Here is a 15,973-nt window from a genome sequence, read left to right on the forward strand (position 1 = left end):
TAGCATATGTTAGCTTTTATTTTGTTATAGTAAATAAAAAGAAAAATGGGGGATGTAAGAAATGAAAGTGTTGCATATGAATGCTGGTGCAGAAGAAGGTGGGGGAAAAACACATATTATTTCACTTTTATCTCAATTTTCAAAGGAAGAAGTGGAATTAATGGTATTTGAAGAAGGTGCGATTGCGAGGGAGGCGAGGGCCCTTGGTATTCAAGTACATGTTTTTACTCAATCATCTCGGTACGACCTATCAATTCTTTCAAAAATAAAGTCATTTATTAATAAGAATCAATTTGACATTGTGCATACACATGGCGCACGAGCAAATTTCTATCTCTCCCTCTTGAAAAAAGGTATAAAAGCGAAATGGATAATGACTGTCCACAGTGATCCAACTTTGGATTTTATGAAGAGAGGATTAAAAGGATGGGTATTTACGAAGTTAAATTTACGCTCTTTCAAAAAGGTAGATTTGTTCTTTGCAATTACGGAAAACTTCAAGGAAAATATAATAAAACTTGGTGTACCAGAAGAGAAGATTTGTACGGTTTATAATGGAATTGAGTATGATAATACTCCAGCAAAACCTTATGATAAGAGTGAATTTGGCATCGACGAAGGAGTATTTACAGCCATTCAAGTGGCGCGTCTTCATCCTGTTAAAGGTCATAACATTTTATTTGAAGCGTTACAAAAAACTAAAATTCCAAATATAAAGGTGCTCTTGCTTGGTGATGGACCTATAGAAGCAGAATTAAAAGAGATGGTGAAACAAAAAGGCTTAGAGGATAAGGTGATTTTTCTAGGTTTTCGTACAGATTCGAAAGAATTATATGCATCTGCGCACATTAATTTGTTAACCTCTTATAGTGAAAGTTTCCCTCTCGTTTTATTAGAAGCGGCGAATCAACGCTTAACATCTATTGCAACAAATGTTGGTGACATGAGCAAGTTAATAGTTGATGATACGTATGGCTGGATTGTACCAATTGGTGATGTAGATTCGTTAGCAAGCGCATTAGAAAATGCTTATGAAAAATGGTTGAATAATGAATTAGAAGCGATGGGAAATCGTTTATATAATCACGCATTTACTCATTTTTCGCTAAAGAATTTGTATGAAGATACTCGTAATGCATATAAAAAACTTTTACTGAAATAGAGAGGATAGTTAATTATGGAAGTACAAAAGGTTGATATTCTAGGTGTTCCTTTCTCTACAATGACGATGGATGAAACGGTCCAATATTTAACGAAACAACTAGAAGTGGAGCAAACTCATACTTTTCAGGTAGTAACAGCAAACCCTGAAATTGTTATGTGCGCCAAAAAGGATGAAAAGTTCCATGAAACATTATTAAATACAGATTTAATTACACCTGATGGTATTGGAGTTGTAAAAGCAAGTGGTATGCTTGGTACCCCTTTAAAAGAACGTGTAGCAGGTTTTGATTTAATGTGTAACTTATTTGCGAAGTTATCAGAAGAGAATAAACCAGTATCTGTTTTCTTATTAGGGGCAAAACCGCATGTTGTACAAGCTGCAGCAGATCATTTAACGAAGACGTATTCGGTGGTATCTATTGTGGGTACACAAGATGGGTATTTTAAACAAGAAGAAGAGGAGAATATTGTTTCTCGTATTCGAGAAGCAAAACCAGATCTACTACTTGTTGCGCTTGGCTTCCCAAGACAAGAGAACTTTATCCAAACTAATAAGCATCGTTTAGAAACGAAAATGGCTGTTGGAGTAGGTGGAAGTTTAGACGTATGGGCTGGAGAGGTAAAACGTGCGCCAAAATGGATTCAAGCTATTAACTTAGAATGGTTTTATAGATTATGTAGTAATCCAACACGCTGGCGTCGTCAGTTAGTATTAGCGGAATTTTTAAAAGAAGTAATGCGTTCAAAAAAGTAGCGAAACATCGCTACTTTTTTTATTTGTTCATGTTTAATAAAGTGAAACTTTAATTAGTGGGGGTTCCCAACTAACTTCTGTGCTCCAGCTGGATTTTGAGGTGGGAGTTTTACTGCCCGCAAATAGCGGGATAAATAACTTACTTTTTGGGAATGATGAAGGAGAATTTTTTATACGAAAGTATTTTACTTATACAATTCACACATGTAAAATGATGTGTAAAGACACCTGTGTGAGGAGGACTTCTTGTGGGAAAGGTAAAAGAAATTTCGAAGCGAAAGCTACTTGGTATAGCGGGGCTTGGATGGTTATTTGATGCAATGGATGTTGGAATGCTTTCATTTGTAATGGTAGCACTGCAAAAAGATTGGGGATTAACAAGCCAAGAAATGGGCTGGATAGGTAGTGTTAATTCGATTGGTATGGCAGTAGGGGCACTTATTTTTGGGATATTATCAGATAAAATAGGGCGAAAATCGGTCTTTATTATTACATTATTATTATTTTCTATCGGTAGTGGATTAACGGCTTTAACGACAACACTCGCGATGTTCCTCGTGTTACGATTTGTAATTGGTATGGGACTTGGCGGAGAGCTTCCGGTTGCCTCGACACTAGTATCAGAGAGTGTTGAAGCACATGAACGCGGCAAAATAGTTGTGCTATTAGAAAGTTTTTGGGCAGGTGGCTGGCTAATTGCAGCTCTTATTTCGTATTTTGTTATTCCGAAATATGGTTGGGAAGTTGCGATGATATTGAGTGCGGCTCCAGCACTGTACGCTTTATATTTAAGATGGAATTTACCGGATTCCCCGAGATTCCAAAAGGTTGAAAAAAGACCGTCTGTTATCGAAAATATAAAGTTAGTTTGGTCTGGCGAATATCGGAAAGCAACGGTTATGCTATGGATCCTATGGTTTTGTGTTGTCTTTTCTTATTATGGAATGTTCCTTTGGTTACCTAGTGTAATGGTATTAAAAGGGTTTAGTTTAATAAAAAGTTTCCAGTACGTACTTATTATGACATTAGCTCAGCTTCCAGGGTATTTTACAGCTGCTTGGTTTATTGAACGTCTTGGTCGTAAATTTGTTTTAGTTACGTATTTAATCGGTACAGCGTGCAGTGCTTACTTGTTTGGAGTTGCGGATTCACTAACAGTTTTAATCGTGGCGGGTATGTTACTATCATTCTTTAATTTAGGTGCTTGGGGTGCATTATACGCTTATACACCTGAACAGTACCCAACAATTATTCGTGGTACAGGTGCAGGGATGGCAGCCGCATTCGGCCGTATTGGTGGTATTCTTGGGCCATTATTAGTGGGATACTTAGTTGCTTCACAAGCTTCACTATCACTAATATTTACGATTTTTTGTGGATCAATTTTAATTGGAGCATTTGCTGTAATTGTACTTGGACAAGAAACGAAGCAACGGGAGTTAATATAAAAGGAAAAAGGAAACCGTGGTGGTTTCCTTTTTTCTGTTTTTTTAGATAAATAATGGTATAGTAAGAAAAAGGGATTATTTCTTAGAAAAGCGAATGTATACAACAGGATATACGGACAAAAGAATTAGGTGGTTGAAGAAATGAAAATTTTACTGATCATGGAAAATGCAGAGGAACGAAGAATTTTAGCTGAAAAATTTACTGAAAATATACGAAATGTAGAATGTTTTGAAGTAAATACAGGAACAGAATCGTTATTTATGATGAAAAAACATACACCAGATTTTGTTTTTTTAAATTCAAAATTACTAGATGGTACTGGTTTTGAATATGCTAGTTTATTACGGGAAGTAAATTGTTATACGAAATTTATTTTTATAGGTGAAGATATAGAAGAATCCATTACAGCTTTTCGTTTCCAAGCATTTTATTATTTACTACGACCGTTTCGTGAAGAAGATTTACAATTTCTCTTATATAGAATGAGTAAAGAGCAAGGTGAGAGAGCAAAGAGTTATTTGCGAAAACTACCGATAGAAGGTCAAGAGGGAATTCGTTATATTTTTCCGGAAGAGATTGTATACGTAAGTAAGAATAAGGAAAATAAAACAGTTTCAATTTATACAACAAATAATCAGTATATTTCAACGTACACACTTCAGGAGTTAGAAAATCGACTAAATGCATATGATTTTTTACGTGTGCATAAAAGCTATTTAATTAATATGTCATATGTGCAAGAATTGAAACCGTATTATAATGGCACGTATAATTTGTATTTAGCTAGATATGATGAGCAACCGATTCCAGTCAGCCGTAATTATGTAAAACGCCTTCGAAATAAAATTGAATTATAGCAGGTAGTGAGAGTATTTTGGCATGATAAACTAAAAATCCTTCATGATAAGGAGGATTCAAATTAAATATTCAGAAAATTTAGTACAATCTCCACTAAGAAGTAGTATTGGGGGGATTGTATGTGAAGACATTGAAGTCAATCTTACTTTGGGGAGTTATTGCGGCAATAGGAGCAGGTGCTTTTGGCGTAATAGCTTTATCACAAGGTGAAACTATTAATGCTGTGTGGCTCTTAGTAGCTGCAGTATGTGTGTATGCAGTTGCTTATCGATTTTATAGTAGATTTATAGCGAGAAAGGTTTTTGATTTAGATAATAATCGACAAACGCCAGCCCATACATTAAATGATGGAAAAGATTATGTTCCGACAAATAAGTGGGTATTATTCGGGCATCACTTTGCAGCAATTGCTGGGGCAGGGCCTTTAGTTGGACCGATTCTGGCAGCACAAATGGGCTATTTACCAGGTACCATTTGGATTATTGTTGGGGTAGTTGTCGCTGGAGCTGTACAAGATTTTGTCATTCTATTTGCTTCGATGAGACGTAATGGTAAATCATTAGGTGAAATGATTAAAGATGAGATTGGTCCTGTTACAGGGCTAATTGCAATGATAGGTATTTTAGGCATTATGATTATTTTATTAGCCGTATTAGCTTTAGTAGTTGTAAAGGCGCTTGTTGGAAGTCCATGGGGAATGTTTACAATCGCAGCAACAATCCCTATCGCTATTTTAATGGGAGTATACATGCGCTACATTAGACCTGGACGTGTAGGGGAAGGATCAATAATTGGTATTATTCTACTTATTCTATCTCTTATTGGAGGGCAGTATGTAGCAGAAAACCCAACACTTGCAAGTATGTTCACGTTTAGTGGTGAAACGATTGCTATTATGCTTATCGTATATGGATTCATTGCATCAGCATTACCAGTTTGGATGCTTCTTGCACCACGCGATTATTTAAGTACATTTCTAAAAATAGGAACGATACTTGGATTAGCAATTGGTATTTTAATTGTAGCACCAGATTTAAAAATGCCAGCAGTTTCTCAGTTTATTGATGGAACAGGTCCTGTTTTCTCAGGGAACTTATTCCCATTCCTATTTATTACGATTGCCTGTGGTGCTGTGTCTGGATTCCATGCTCTCGTCTCATCAGGTACGACGCCAAAAATGATCGAACAAGAGGGACATGCAAGGCCGATTGGTTATGGTGCAATGTTAATGGAGTCGTTTGTAGCAGCTATGGCTATGATCGCAGCTTGTGTATTGACACCAGGAACTTATTTTGCGATTAATAGTCCGGCAGCACTTATCGGTACGGATGTAACGCAGGCAGCTCAAGTTATTTCTTCATGGGGATTTGCTATTACACCAAATGAATTAAAAGACCTTGCTGTAAACGTTGGAGAGCAAACAATTTTATCACGTACAGGTGGAGCACCAACGTTAGCGATAGGTATGGCATATATTTTCTCACAAGTATTAGGTGGAACAGCAATGATGGCATTTTGGTATCATTTTGCGATTCTCTTTGAAGCGTTATTTATTTTAACAACAATTGATGCAGGAACGCGTGTAGGACGATTTATGATTCAAGATATTTTAGGGCATGTATATAAGCCGTTTGCGAAAACGGATTCTACAATAGCGAATGTAATAGCTACAACGTTATGTGTATTAGGATGGGGTTATTTCTTATATCAAGGGGTAGTAGATCCGCTTGGTGGAATTAATACATTATGGCCACTTTTTGGTATTGCAAACCAAATGTTAGCAGGTATTGCATTGTTACTTGGTACGACAATTTTATTCAAAATGGGGAAAAAGGCATATGTTTGGGTGACACTTATTCCAACTGTTGGCTTGCTTATTGTAACAATGACAGCTGGTTACCAAAAGCTATTTCATGAAAATCCTAAAATAGGATTTTTATCCCACGCAAAGGTTTTTCAGGGAGCATTAGACGAGGGAAAAGTGTTAGCGCCAGCTAAAAATGTCGCCCAAATGAAACAAATTATTTTTAATGATTATATTGATGCAGCACTTTGTGGGATTTTTATGATAGTTGTAATTGCTGTATTAATTTCTGCACTTCGAATTTGGATTCAAGTATTAAAAAATAAGCCGATGCCGTTAAAAGAGGCGCCATATATTCCTAGAGATGAAAGTGAGTCGAGGAACTATGCTTAAAAGAATGCGGCAAGTATGGGGAAAAAGGAAACAATTTATTAGTTTACTTGTTGGAGTACCAAGCTACGAAACATATGTAGCCCATATGAAAAAGCATCATCCAGAAGAAGAGGTTGTATGTCAAAAGCAATTTTTTGCTGAGGCACAAGAAGCTAGATTTAACGCAAAAGGTGGAAAGATATCACGCTGTTGTTAATAAAAAAGGACGAATTTTCGTCCTTTTTTATTTTTTTGCTGTTTCACGTGGAACAGCAAAAAATAAACAAAAACCTTTGGGAATTATAGGCATTTCGTATACAATAAAATAAGGAAAGGGATAGATGGAAAAGTAGGGAGATTATTTTATGTTAAGAGATCTATTTGTAAACACAACAATTATTCTTTCCTTTATTTTTATTGGAGGTCAGCTTTTAAGAGATAAGCCATTAAAAGAAGGATTCTCTTTTTGGCAGAAATGTATGGTAGGTATTTTCACAGGAATATTGAGTGTACTGTTGATGCATTTTGGTGTACATATTGAAGCTATTATGTTGGATCTACGTTATTTAGCTGTTATTTTGGCAATTATAATTGGAGGACCGATAGCTAGTAGTATAACAGTTACTGTTATTTTAATTACTCGGCTAGTATTTACTGAGCACTCTTTAGCTTCTGAATTGGCCTGTTATACTATTGTATTGATAGGTATTGGAATTATCTTTATTTGGAGGATGAGAGTTTCTATATTTACAAAATGGATATGGTTTAATGTATATAGTTTATCTATTTTAGTAGTACCACTTTCTATTTTATTTAAGGATATATCTATAGTGGCATTATATTTAGTTTGTAGTAGTGTTGCAGCATATATCACATTTATAAGCGCAAATTACGTATTGCAATCCAATGAATTATTCCAAACGATGAGACAATATGCAACGATAGATGCATTAACAGGTTTAGGAAACGTAAGGCAGTTTGATTTAGAGATGAATCGTCATATTGTTAATAAGAACATGAAAAATGATTCACTTTGTTTACTACTTATAGATATCGATCATTTTAAGTATGTAAATGATACGTATGGGCATCTTGCAGGAGACGAAGTGTTAAAACAAATGGGGCGTATTTTACGAGAAATTTCAACATTTCCGGATTTGGTTTTTCGAAAAGGTGGAGAGGAGTTTGTGCTTTTGATACCGGAGGAGGGACTAGCTTATGGAAGTCGTCTTGGGGAACAAATTCGTAACGCTGTTGAAAAACATTCATTCCAATTGTTAAATGGAACAAAAATAAAAATTACAGTTTCAGTAGGGATTTCAGCGTATAAAGAATCCACGGAACAGTTTATTCAAGCAGCCGATGACGCGTTATATTACTCAAAAAGAAATGGTAGAAATCAGGTCAATTCTGCATCTTAAAGATAAGATGACCAGAAGATGTAAAGATTATTCAAAAACACCCACAGAGACAATGTATGAACGCTGTGGGTGTTTTTATTTATATATTAGACAAGTTCTTTTGATACAACGAATTTACGATATGCACCATGATGAGTTGGGCCTACGTATTCGTTAATTTTGAATGAGTAACGAATAGCCGCTGTGATAAATTCTTTAGCAGTTTTTACTGCTTCTTTCACAGATTTTCCTTTTGCAAGTTCTGCTGTAATTGCAGCAGAATATGTACAACCTGCGCCATGTGTATTTGTCGTATCAATTTTTTCTGATTCTAGAAGGTCGAATGTTGTTCCATCATATAGGACGTCGATTGCAGTTTCTGTACCAAGCTTACTTCCGCCTTTAATTAGAACGTATTTTGCACCTAAAGCATGGATTTTCTTCGCTGCTTCTTTCATGTCCTCAAGAGAATTAATTTTCACACCACTTAGTTGGTAAGCTTCAAATAAGTTTGGTGTTACAACTAGTGCCTTTGGAACAAGAACGTCACGTAAGCAATCATTTGTTTCAGGATGTAATGCTTCGTCTGCACCTTTACATACCATAACAGGATCAACTACTACATTTTTGAAATTGTGCTTTTCGATTGTTTCAGCAACCATTTCAATAATTTCTACTGATCCAAGCATACCCGTTTTTAAAGCATCTACTCCAACACCCTCAATTGTTGTTTCTAATTGTGGCTTTAATGTAGAAGCCGCGATTGGGAATACGTTATGTGCCCACCCGTTATGTGGGTCCATTGTTACGATTGTCGTAAGAGATGTCATTCCATATACGCCAAGTTCTTGGAATGTTTTTAAATCTGCTTGTATACCAGCACCGCCACTTGTGTCAGAACCAGCGATTGTAAGTGCTTTATTTAATGTCATTATGAAAGCCCCCTCAAGTGATATAATGAAAACTATGTTTTCACCATTATATCAATGTTACGAATAAGTACAAAGTGAAAAGTAGATGATTTACTTGAGAAGTGATTTAAAATCTTGTATGTAGGAGACTTGGAATGTTTCGAGATAATCGTACAAATGAATTAGTTATATTAAAAGAAATTGCAGAAACGCTAAATACATCAAATGATACTTACCATGTATTGCAAGCAGTCCTAGAAAAATTACTTAGTGTAACAGGTTTAACGACAGGATGGATTTTTCTTGCAGATGAAAATGGAAGGTATACAAAGCTAATTGACTATCAGTTACCAGAGGCACTTACATATGAAAATAAACGCCCAATGTGTGAAGGTGAGTGTTGGTGTTTACGTGGTTTTGTAGATGGGAAATTAGAACGAGCGGTTAATATTATTGAATGTAAAAGAATTAATAATGCAATCGAATATAATTGGGGAGATACGGAAGGGATTCTTCATCATGCCACGGTTCCTTTAAAGGCCGGAGGAGAAAAATTTGGGGTATTAAATGTTGCAAGCCCAGGTAAAACACATTTTTCAGAAGAAGAATTGGTTTTGCTCCAATCCGTTGCTTTTCAAATTGGGACGGCTTTAAAGCGAACTAAATTATATGAAAATGAAAAGCGAAGAGCACATTATTATGTGAAATTGGAACGTTTTATTCAAGCGTTAAAAACGATTCATAAGTTTAATGTATTACCTGAGAAAGTGGTAAATCACGTAGGTGAAGTATTTCAATGGAATCAAGTGGCGTTTTTTATTAGAGAAGAAACAGAATTATCTTTGCGAGCGTCTTATGGTCAGGAAGAGTTACAAGACGATGTGAAAGAAGCAGCAAAGAAGGCATTAGAAAAAGATGAGCCTGTTTTATTAAAACGTCAAATAGGGCATAGCGTACATCCAAATAGGGCCGTTATTGCTACGCCGATACATATTCAAAGTCATATATTTGGTGTCTTGTGTGTTAGTTCAAATAATGGGGAGTTTGATGTTAATACAATAGATGTAATCCAAGCTCTATCGAATCATATTTCGTTAATAATAGAGAATTTAAGATTAAATGAGCAACGACGTGAACTTGTACGAATGGAAGAAAGAAATCGGTTAGCAAGGGATTTACATGACTCAGTTTCACAAAAATTATTTTCATTAACCTTTATGACGAAAGGCGCTGAAGCGGTTTTAAAAGGTCAAAATGAAAAGGTAGATGGATCTTTGCATGAGATGCGTGAACTGGCGCAAGGGGCTTTAAAAGAGATGAGGACATTAATCTGGCAGCTTCGTCCGGCGGGGTTAGAGAAAGGGTTATTACCAGCTTTAAAGCAGTACGGTGAAAATTTAGGATTGAAAATTAGGGAACAAGTTACAGGTGTTCGCGATTTACCACGTGTGGTAGAAGAAACATTATGGCGTATTGGGCAAGAAGCGCTAAACAATGTAAGTAAGCATGCGGGTATAAAAGAAGCGACGATTTATTTTAAAGTGACTGAGAAACATGTATCGTTAGAAATAGTAGATCAAGGCAATGGGTTTAGAGAAAAAGACATAAAAGAGAAGAAGTCACTTGGCATGACAACGATGCGTGAAAGAGTAGAATTGATTGGTGGAACAATTAAAATTGTAAGTGAAAAAAAACGAACGAGTATACAAGTAAATGTGCCATTATGATGTGAAAATGAGGGAAGTTTGTGAAAATAAAAGTATTGTTAGTTGATGATCATACAGTTGTTCTAAAAGGATTAGCATTTTTCTTAAGTACACAGGAAGATCTAGAGTTAGTCGGAGAAGCAAATAACGGAAAAGAAGCGTTGGTGAAAGTGGGAGAAACAAACCCTGATGTTGTACTAATGGATTTATATATGCCCGAAATGGATGGCGTTGAGGCAACAGCGTGCATAAAAAAAGAATATCCGAATGTGAAAGTGATAGTATTAACTAGCTTTTCTGATCAAGCACATGTACTGCCAGCATTGAAGGCAGGGGCAAGTGGTTATATTTTAAAAGATGTAGAACCAGATCAACTTGTTGAAGCTATTCGAAGCGCGTACAAAGGTAATATTCAATTACATCCTGATATAGCAAATGCACTTCTTTCTCAAACATTACCAGAGGAAGAGAAAGAAGCGGAAAATCTCATTCATGTAGATGTATTAACGGCAAGAGAAAACGAAGTGTTACAGTTGTTAGCAAAGGGAATGAGCAATAAAGAAATCGCTTCTGTTTTAGTTATTACAGAAAAAACGGTTAAAGCGCATGTAAGCAGTATTTTGAGTAAATTAAACTTATCCGATCGCACACAAGCAGCATTATATGCAGTGAAGAATGGGATTGTATAAGACGAAAGTCGTAAGACCTAGTTCGCCTTTAGGAGGTGGACTTTTTTTATGGAAAAATACGCCTATGTGAGGACGAAATTACTTTGATATCAAGATAAAATGTATTTGTAAGCAACAACAATTACAAGGGAGTAATCCTTTTTCGTAAGTAATATATAACAATGTAAGAGAGAGTAGTAGGAGGAAAAAATAATGGCAACAGTTTTATTCGTAAAAGCGAACAACCGCCCAGCGGAACAAGCAGTAAGTGTGAAATTATACGAGGCATTTTTAGCAAATTACAAAGAAGCACATCCAAATGATACAGTAGTAGAACTTGATTTATATAAAGAAGAATTACCATATGTAGGCGTAGACATGATTAACGGTACATTCAAAGCAGGTAAAGGATTTGATTTAACAGAAGAAGAAGCAAAAGCAGTAGCAGTTGCTGATAAGTATTTAAATCAATTCCTAGAAGCTGATAAAGTTGTTTTTGGTTTCCCGTTATGGAACTTAACGATTCCAGCAGTACTACACACGTATATTGATTATTTAAACCGTGCTGGTAAAACGTTTAAATATACGCCAGAAGGTCCAGTTGGTCTAATCGGAGATAAGAAAATTGCATTATTAAATGCACGCGGCGGCGTATATTCTGAAGGCCCAGCAGCAGAAGTTGAAATGGCTGTTAAATATGTAGCAAGCATGATGGGCTTCTTCGGTGCAACAAACATGGAAACAATCGTTATTGAAGGTCATAACCAATTCCCAGACAAAGCAGAAGAAATCATTGCAGCAGGTCTTGAAGAAGCTGCTAAAGTAGCAAGCAAATTTTAATTAAAATTATAATCGTCATTCAAAGAAACAGCATTAACGTTTATGTTAATGCTGTTTTTTTATTAATTTGTATTTTCGTTATGTTTAGGAAGCGGAAATGCATTACCGATAGCTGCTGCTCCGAGCATCGGCAATAGTAAATTAAGCGGGAAAAACATAAGTAATAATAATGTTATAGCTATCGGTTTTCTTAATGCATAGCTTGAGATTGCTGTCGTTACGATGGCCACAGATGCTATTGGATCTATAGGAAGGATGGAAGCCATCGCGAATCCGATACTTGAACCAGAAAATATAATTGGGAAAATATGTCCGCCGCGCCAACCTGTATTTAAACAAACGGCAGTAATACATAATTTTAAAACTCCTGAAAGAAGTAATACCCAGAAAGATAAATGGCTCCATTCAACGACTAAATCTTTTAATTGATGTTCCCCAGAAAATAATGTGTATGGGAGAAAAGTCCCCGCAATTCCTAATAAAATACCACCTATAATTCCAAGTGTTAGTTTGTATTCGCGGAAAGGATGGATGATTTTCTCTAGTGTAAATTCTACTTTGAAATACAAGAAACCAACGAGAGCACCGATGCAAGTAAGAGGGAGAAAGGCGATCCATTCATTGATTGAAAGGGATCCTTCCCCAAAATCAACAATAAAGGATCCACGATTATCGAGTTTACTAAGCAATAAATAAACGGAAAAACCAGCAAAAGTAGTAGTTAAATATACAATTGCTTTCTTTCTTTTAGAAAACCCGGCAATTTGTTCACCCTCATTTTCATTCGGAGCTAAATAACCGAATAATGGTGCATTAAAAATGACGCTTAAAGTAGCACCAATTCCAACCTCTGTTAGTTCGTTCATTCCCTTTAAAGCGAAGTTAAAGCGATCCCCTACCCATGTACAAAGTCCGCCGATAATTCCGACAAGTGCTGCCTCTGGACCGAGACTAGCTCCAAATATTAAAACAATAAGCGCAGTTAAAGTAGCTTTATGTACAAAACGGTATTCAATTCTACCTGTATTTTTATATTCCCCCATTACTTCTGGCATGAGACGTGGATATGTACCGAAGTATTTTTGTGTTAAACCAACGAGGATACCACCGATGATTGTTACACAAAGAGTGTAATAAGGGGGAGAAGAGAAAATGTTAGGTAAATATCCCCAAATAAAGTGGATTCCGATATTTAGCGTAACTAAAAATAACCAAACTGTAGCCCCTACTATAGAGCCTAAAAGAATGCCATATAGAGCGAGTATATAGTGCATGTCCTTTTTATTTGTCATGTTATACCTCCGTTATGTAAGTTGTAATAGAGAAAGGATTATATATGCTAGTGTGAAATGAATGGAATATATATAGTATCTTTGTGAGAGGTTGGCTTATTCAACATATATATTGGGATTTCATTAGAGCTTGGGTCCTATAAAGTTAACCACTTATTTAATTCTATATATTGATTGGAACTTTTTAAAGGTCTTTTTTGAATAAATATGGAATATACTTCTTTTGTTGTTTTATATGAAACTGTTGACGTTTATTTTAGAACATTCAGAAAAAATGTTTGACATTAGGAAATTATTGCTATAAAATCAACGGTAATTGCATAGTCTTATCAAGAAAAGGTGGAGGGACAGGCCCGATGAAACCTTGGCAACAGCCGAATAACGGAATTGTGCCAAATCCTGCAGGTAATAGCCCTGAGAGATAAGAAAGAGATTTTAGAGCGTGTTTTCAAACTGCTTCTTTCTTATTTAGGAAAGGAGCAGTTTTTTATTTTGCATAAAAAGAAAGGAGAATGAGAGATGGGAGAATCATGGGGAAAGGGAACAATTTGTGTGCAAGGTGGCTATACGCCAAAGAATGGTGAGCCACGAGTTCTACCGCTTTATCAAAGTACAACGTATAAATATGATACGTCGGATGATTTAGCAGCATTATTTAACTTAGAGGCAGAGGGCTATATTTATACACGTATTGGGAATCCCACACTAGCTGCATTTGAACAAAAGTTATCAGATTTAGAAGGCGGTGTAGGAGCTGTTGCAACGGCTTCAGGGCAAGCAGCTATTATGCTCGCAGTTTTAAATATTTGTAGTAGTGGAGATCATCTTCTTTGTTCTTCAACTGTTTACGGGGGAACGTTTAATTTATTTGGAGTAAGCTTACGTAAGCTTGGTATTGATGTTACGTTCTTTAATCCCAATTTAACGGCAGATGAAATTGCGGCACTTGCTAACGATAAGACGAAACTCGTTTATGCAGAATCGTTAGGAAATCCGGCAATGAACGTTTTGAATTTCAAAGAACTTTCAGCTGCAGCAAAAGAATTAGAAGTACCTTTTATCGTTGATAATACATTAGCGACGCCTTATTTATGCCAGGCATTTGAACACGGGGCAAATATCATTGTCCATTCCACAACGAAATATATTGATGGTCATGCAAGTTCTCTAGGCGGCATTGTAATAGACGGAGGGAATTTCGATTGGACAAATGGAAAATACCCTGAGCTTGTCGAACCTGATCCGAGTTATCATGGTGTGAGCTATGTTCAAAATTTTGGAGCGGCAGCTTATATTGTGAAAGCGCGCGTTCAATTATTAAGAGACTACGGAAACTGTATGAGCCCATTCAATGCCTATATTAGCAACATTGGTTTAGAAACACTGCATTTACGAATGGAGCGTCATAGCGAAAATGCTCTCGCAGTTGCTAAGTGGCTTGCTAATCATGATCGTATTGAATGGGTGAATTATCCGGGATTAGATAGTAATGAAAATTACTCGTTAGCACAAAAGTATTTGAAGAAAGGTGCTAGTGGCGTTTTAACATTTGGTATTAAGGGCGGATTAGAAGCAGCAAAAGAATTTATTGCAAATGTGAAACTAGCGACGCTCGTAACGCATGTAGCTGATGCGAGAACTTGTGTTATACACCCTGCTAGTACGACGCACAGACAATTAAGCGCAGAAGATCAGCGTTTAGCTGGTGTTACATCTGATTTAATCCGTTTATCGGTTGGTATAGAAGATGTTTCTGATATTATTGCAGATTTAGAAGCTGCGCTAGTCGGAGGCAAACAACATGCCGATCATAATTGATAAAGATTTACCAGCTCGCAAAGTATTGCAGAAGGAAAATATTTTTGTAATGACGAAGGAGCGAGCAGCAACACAAGATATTCGTGCTTTGAAAATTGCTATATTAAATTTAATGCCTACAAAGCAAGAAACAGAGGCGCAATTACTGCGTTTAATTGGAAATACACCGTTGCAATTAGATGTTCATTTACTTCATATGGAATCGCATCTGTCCCGCAATGTAGCGCAGGACCATTTAACGAGCTTCTATAAAACATTCCGTGATATTGAGAATGAAAAATTTGATGGACTCATTATTACAGGAGCACCAGTTGAAACTCTTTCTTTCGAAGAAGTAGATTATTGGGAAGAGCTTGGACGTATTATGGAGTATTCAAAAACAAATGTAACATCTACGCTTCATATTTGCTGGGGGGCACAAGCAGGTTTGTATTATCACTACGGTGTGCCGAAGTATCCTCTTGCGGAAAAAATGTTCGGTGTATTTGAACATGAGGTTCGCGAGCAACATGTGAAACTATTACAAGGATTTGATGAGTTATTTTTTGCTCCGCATTCTCGTCATACAGAAGTGCGAGAGAGCGATATTGAAAAAGTGAAAGAATTAACGTTATTAGCTAATTCTGAAGAAGCGGGTGTTCATCTTGTTATCGGGCAAGAAGGAAGGCAAGTTTTCGCACTCGGACATAGTGAATATAGTTGTGATACGTTAAAGCAAGAATATGAACGGGACCGCCAAAAAGGGTTAAATATTGATGTGCCTAAAAATTACTTTAAACATAATAATCCAAATGAGAAGCCGCTTGTTAGGTGGAGGAGTCATGGGAATTTACTATTCTCTAATTGGTTGAATTATTACGTGTATCAAGAAACCCCTTATGTATTGTAAATAATGATTGTGTAACACGTGGTAGCGTTTTCTTTGTAAAGAATATCC

Annotated in this window: 14 protein-coding genes and 1 riboswitch; of the genes, 12 read left to right on the plus strand and 2 right to left on the minus strand. The window is 36.3% G+C overall.

The window, feature by feature from the left end; translation table 11 throughout:
- Window positions 1-61: 61 nt before the first annotated feature.
- The 7 genes from COC96_RS22255 (at window position 62) to COC96_RS22290 (ending at window position 7,822) form a co-directional block, all read left to right on the plus strand.
- Entirely contained in the window at window positions 62-1,162 is a 1,101-nt protein-coding gene (locus tag COC96_RS22255; RefSeq protein WP_097902473.1) for a glycosyltransferase family 4 protein, read from the plus strand.
- A gap of 15 nt (window positions 1,163-1,177) precedes the next feature.
- Window positions 1,178-1,918 (plus strand): WecB/TagA/CpsF family glycosyltransferase, encoded by a 741-nt coding sequence (locus COC96_RS22260; protein WP_098769381.1) that lies wholly within the window; start codon window positions 1,178-1,180, stop codon window positions 1,916-1,918.
- A gap of 248 nt (window positions 1,919-2,166) precedes the next feature.
- A complete protein-coding gene (locus COC96_RS22270) occupies window positions 2,167-3,366 on the plus strand; it encodes an MFS transporter (protein WP_098268596.1) in 1,200 nt (399 codons plus the stop codon).
- Window positions 3,367-3,507: 141 nt separating this feature from the next.
- Window positions 3,508-4,224, plus strand: coding sequence for a LytR/AlgR family response regulator transcription factor (locus COC96_RS22275; RefSeq protein ID WP_098268597.1), 717 nt, complete (start codon window positions 3,508-3,510; stop codon window positions 4,222-4,224).
- Between the two features lie 122 nt (window positions 4,225-4,346).
- Window positions 4,347-6,422: a carbon starvation protein CstA gene (gene cstA, locus COC96_RS22280; RefSeq protein WP_097902469.1), complete on the plus strand. Its 2,076-nt coding sequence runs from the start codon at window positions 4,347-4,349 to the stop codon at window positions 6,420-6,422.
- Window positions 6,415-6,618, plus strand: a complete 204-nt coding sequence (locus COC96_RS22285; protein WP_141436229.1) for a YbdD/YjiX family protein — start codon at window positions 6,415-6,417, stop codon at window positions 6,616-6,618. The genes cstA and COC96_RS22285 overlap by 8 nt, the downstream gene beginning before the upstream one ends.
- Before the next feature lie 148 nt (window positions 6,619-6,766).
- A complete protein-coding gene (locus tag COC96_RS22290) occupies window positions 6,767-7,822 on the plus strand; it encodes a GGDEF domain-containing protein (protein WP_098769383.1) in 1,056 nt (351 codons plus the stop codon).
- Window positions 7,823-7,908: 86 nt separating this feature from the next.
- Here the strand turns inward: COC96_RS22290 and pdxK are convergent, their stop codons facing one another.
- The gene (gene pdxK, locus COC96_RS22295; protein WP_098268599.1) at window positions 7,909-8,733 is read right to left on the minus strand and encodes a pyridoxine/pyridoxal/pyridoxamine kinase; all 825 of its coding nucleotides are present in this window, start codon (window positions 8,731-8,733) and stop codon (window positions 7,909-7,911) included.
- A gap of 134 nt (window positions 8,734-8,867) precedes the next feature.
- On the opposite strand from pdxK, the gene COC96_RS22300 reads away from it, so the two are divergent.
- The 3 genes from COC96_RS22300 to COC96_RS22310 all read left to right on the plus strand — a co-directional run bounded on the left by COC96_RS22300 (window position 8,868) and on the right by COC96_RS22310 (window position 11,926).
- Window positions 8,868-10,439: a GAF domain-containing sensor histidine kinase gene (locus tag COC96_RS22300; protein ID WP_097902466.1), complete on the plus strand. Its 1,572-nt coding sequence runs from the start codon at window positions 8,868-8,870 to the stop codon at window positions 10,437-10,439.
- 20 nt (window positions 10,440-10,459) lie between these two features.
- On the plus strand, window positions 10,460-11,107 hold the full coding sequence (locus COC96_RS22305; protein ID WP_098268601.1) for a response regulator: 648 nt from the start codon (window positions 10,460-10,462) through the stop codon (window positions 11,105-11,107).
- 192 nt (window positions 11,108-11,299) lie between these two features.
- A complete protein-coding gene (locus COC96_RS22310) occupies window positions 11,300-11,926 on the plus strand; it encodes an FMN-dependent NADH-azoreductase (protein WP_050844766.1) in 627 nt (208 codons plus the stop codon).
- 62 nt (window positions 11,927-11,988) lie between these two features.
- On the opposite strand, the gene COC96_RS22315 is transcribed toward COC96_RS22310, so the two are convergent.
- The gene (locus COC96_RS22315; protein WP_098769385.1) at window positions 11,989-13,218 is read right to left on the minus strand and encodes a chloride channel protein; all 1,230 of its coding nucleotides are present in this window, start codon (window positions 13,216-13,218) and stop codon (window positions 11,989-11,991) included.
- Window positions 13,219-13,541: 323 nt separating this feature from the next.
- A riboswitch (SAM riboswitch) is annotated at window positions 13,542-13,646 on the plus strand.
- 91 nt (window positions 13,647-13,737) lie between these two features.
- Between COC96_RS22315 and COC96_RS22320 the strand changes: the two genes are divergently transcribed.
- Together COC96_RS22320 and metA are read left to right on the plus strand one after the other, a co-directional pair.
- On the plus strand, window positions 13,738-15,036 hold the full coding sequence (locus COC96_RS22320; protein ID WP_098268603.1) for a bifunctional O-acetylhomoserine aminocarboxypropyltransferase/cysteine synthase: 1,299 nt from the start codon (window positions 13,738-13,740) through the stop codon (window positions 15,034-15,036).
- Window positions 15,020-15,925 (plus strand): homoserine O-acetyltransferase MetA, encoded by a 906-nt coding sequence (gene metA, locus COC96_RS22325; RefSeq protein ID WP_097902462.1) that lies wholly within the window; start codon window positions 15,020-15,022, stop codon window positions 15,923-15,925. Before COC96_RS22320 ends, metA begins: the two co-directional genes overlap by 17 nt.
- The last annotated feature ends 48 nt before the right edge of the window (window positions 15,926-15,973 follow it).

The sequence above is a fragment of the Bacillus cereus genome (assembly GCF_002577405.1).
In the GTDB taxonomy this organism is placed as follows: domain Bacteria; phylum Bacillota; class Bacilli; order Bacillales; family Bacillaceae_G; genus Bacillus_A; species Bacillus_A cereus_AU.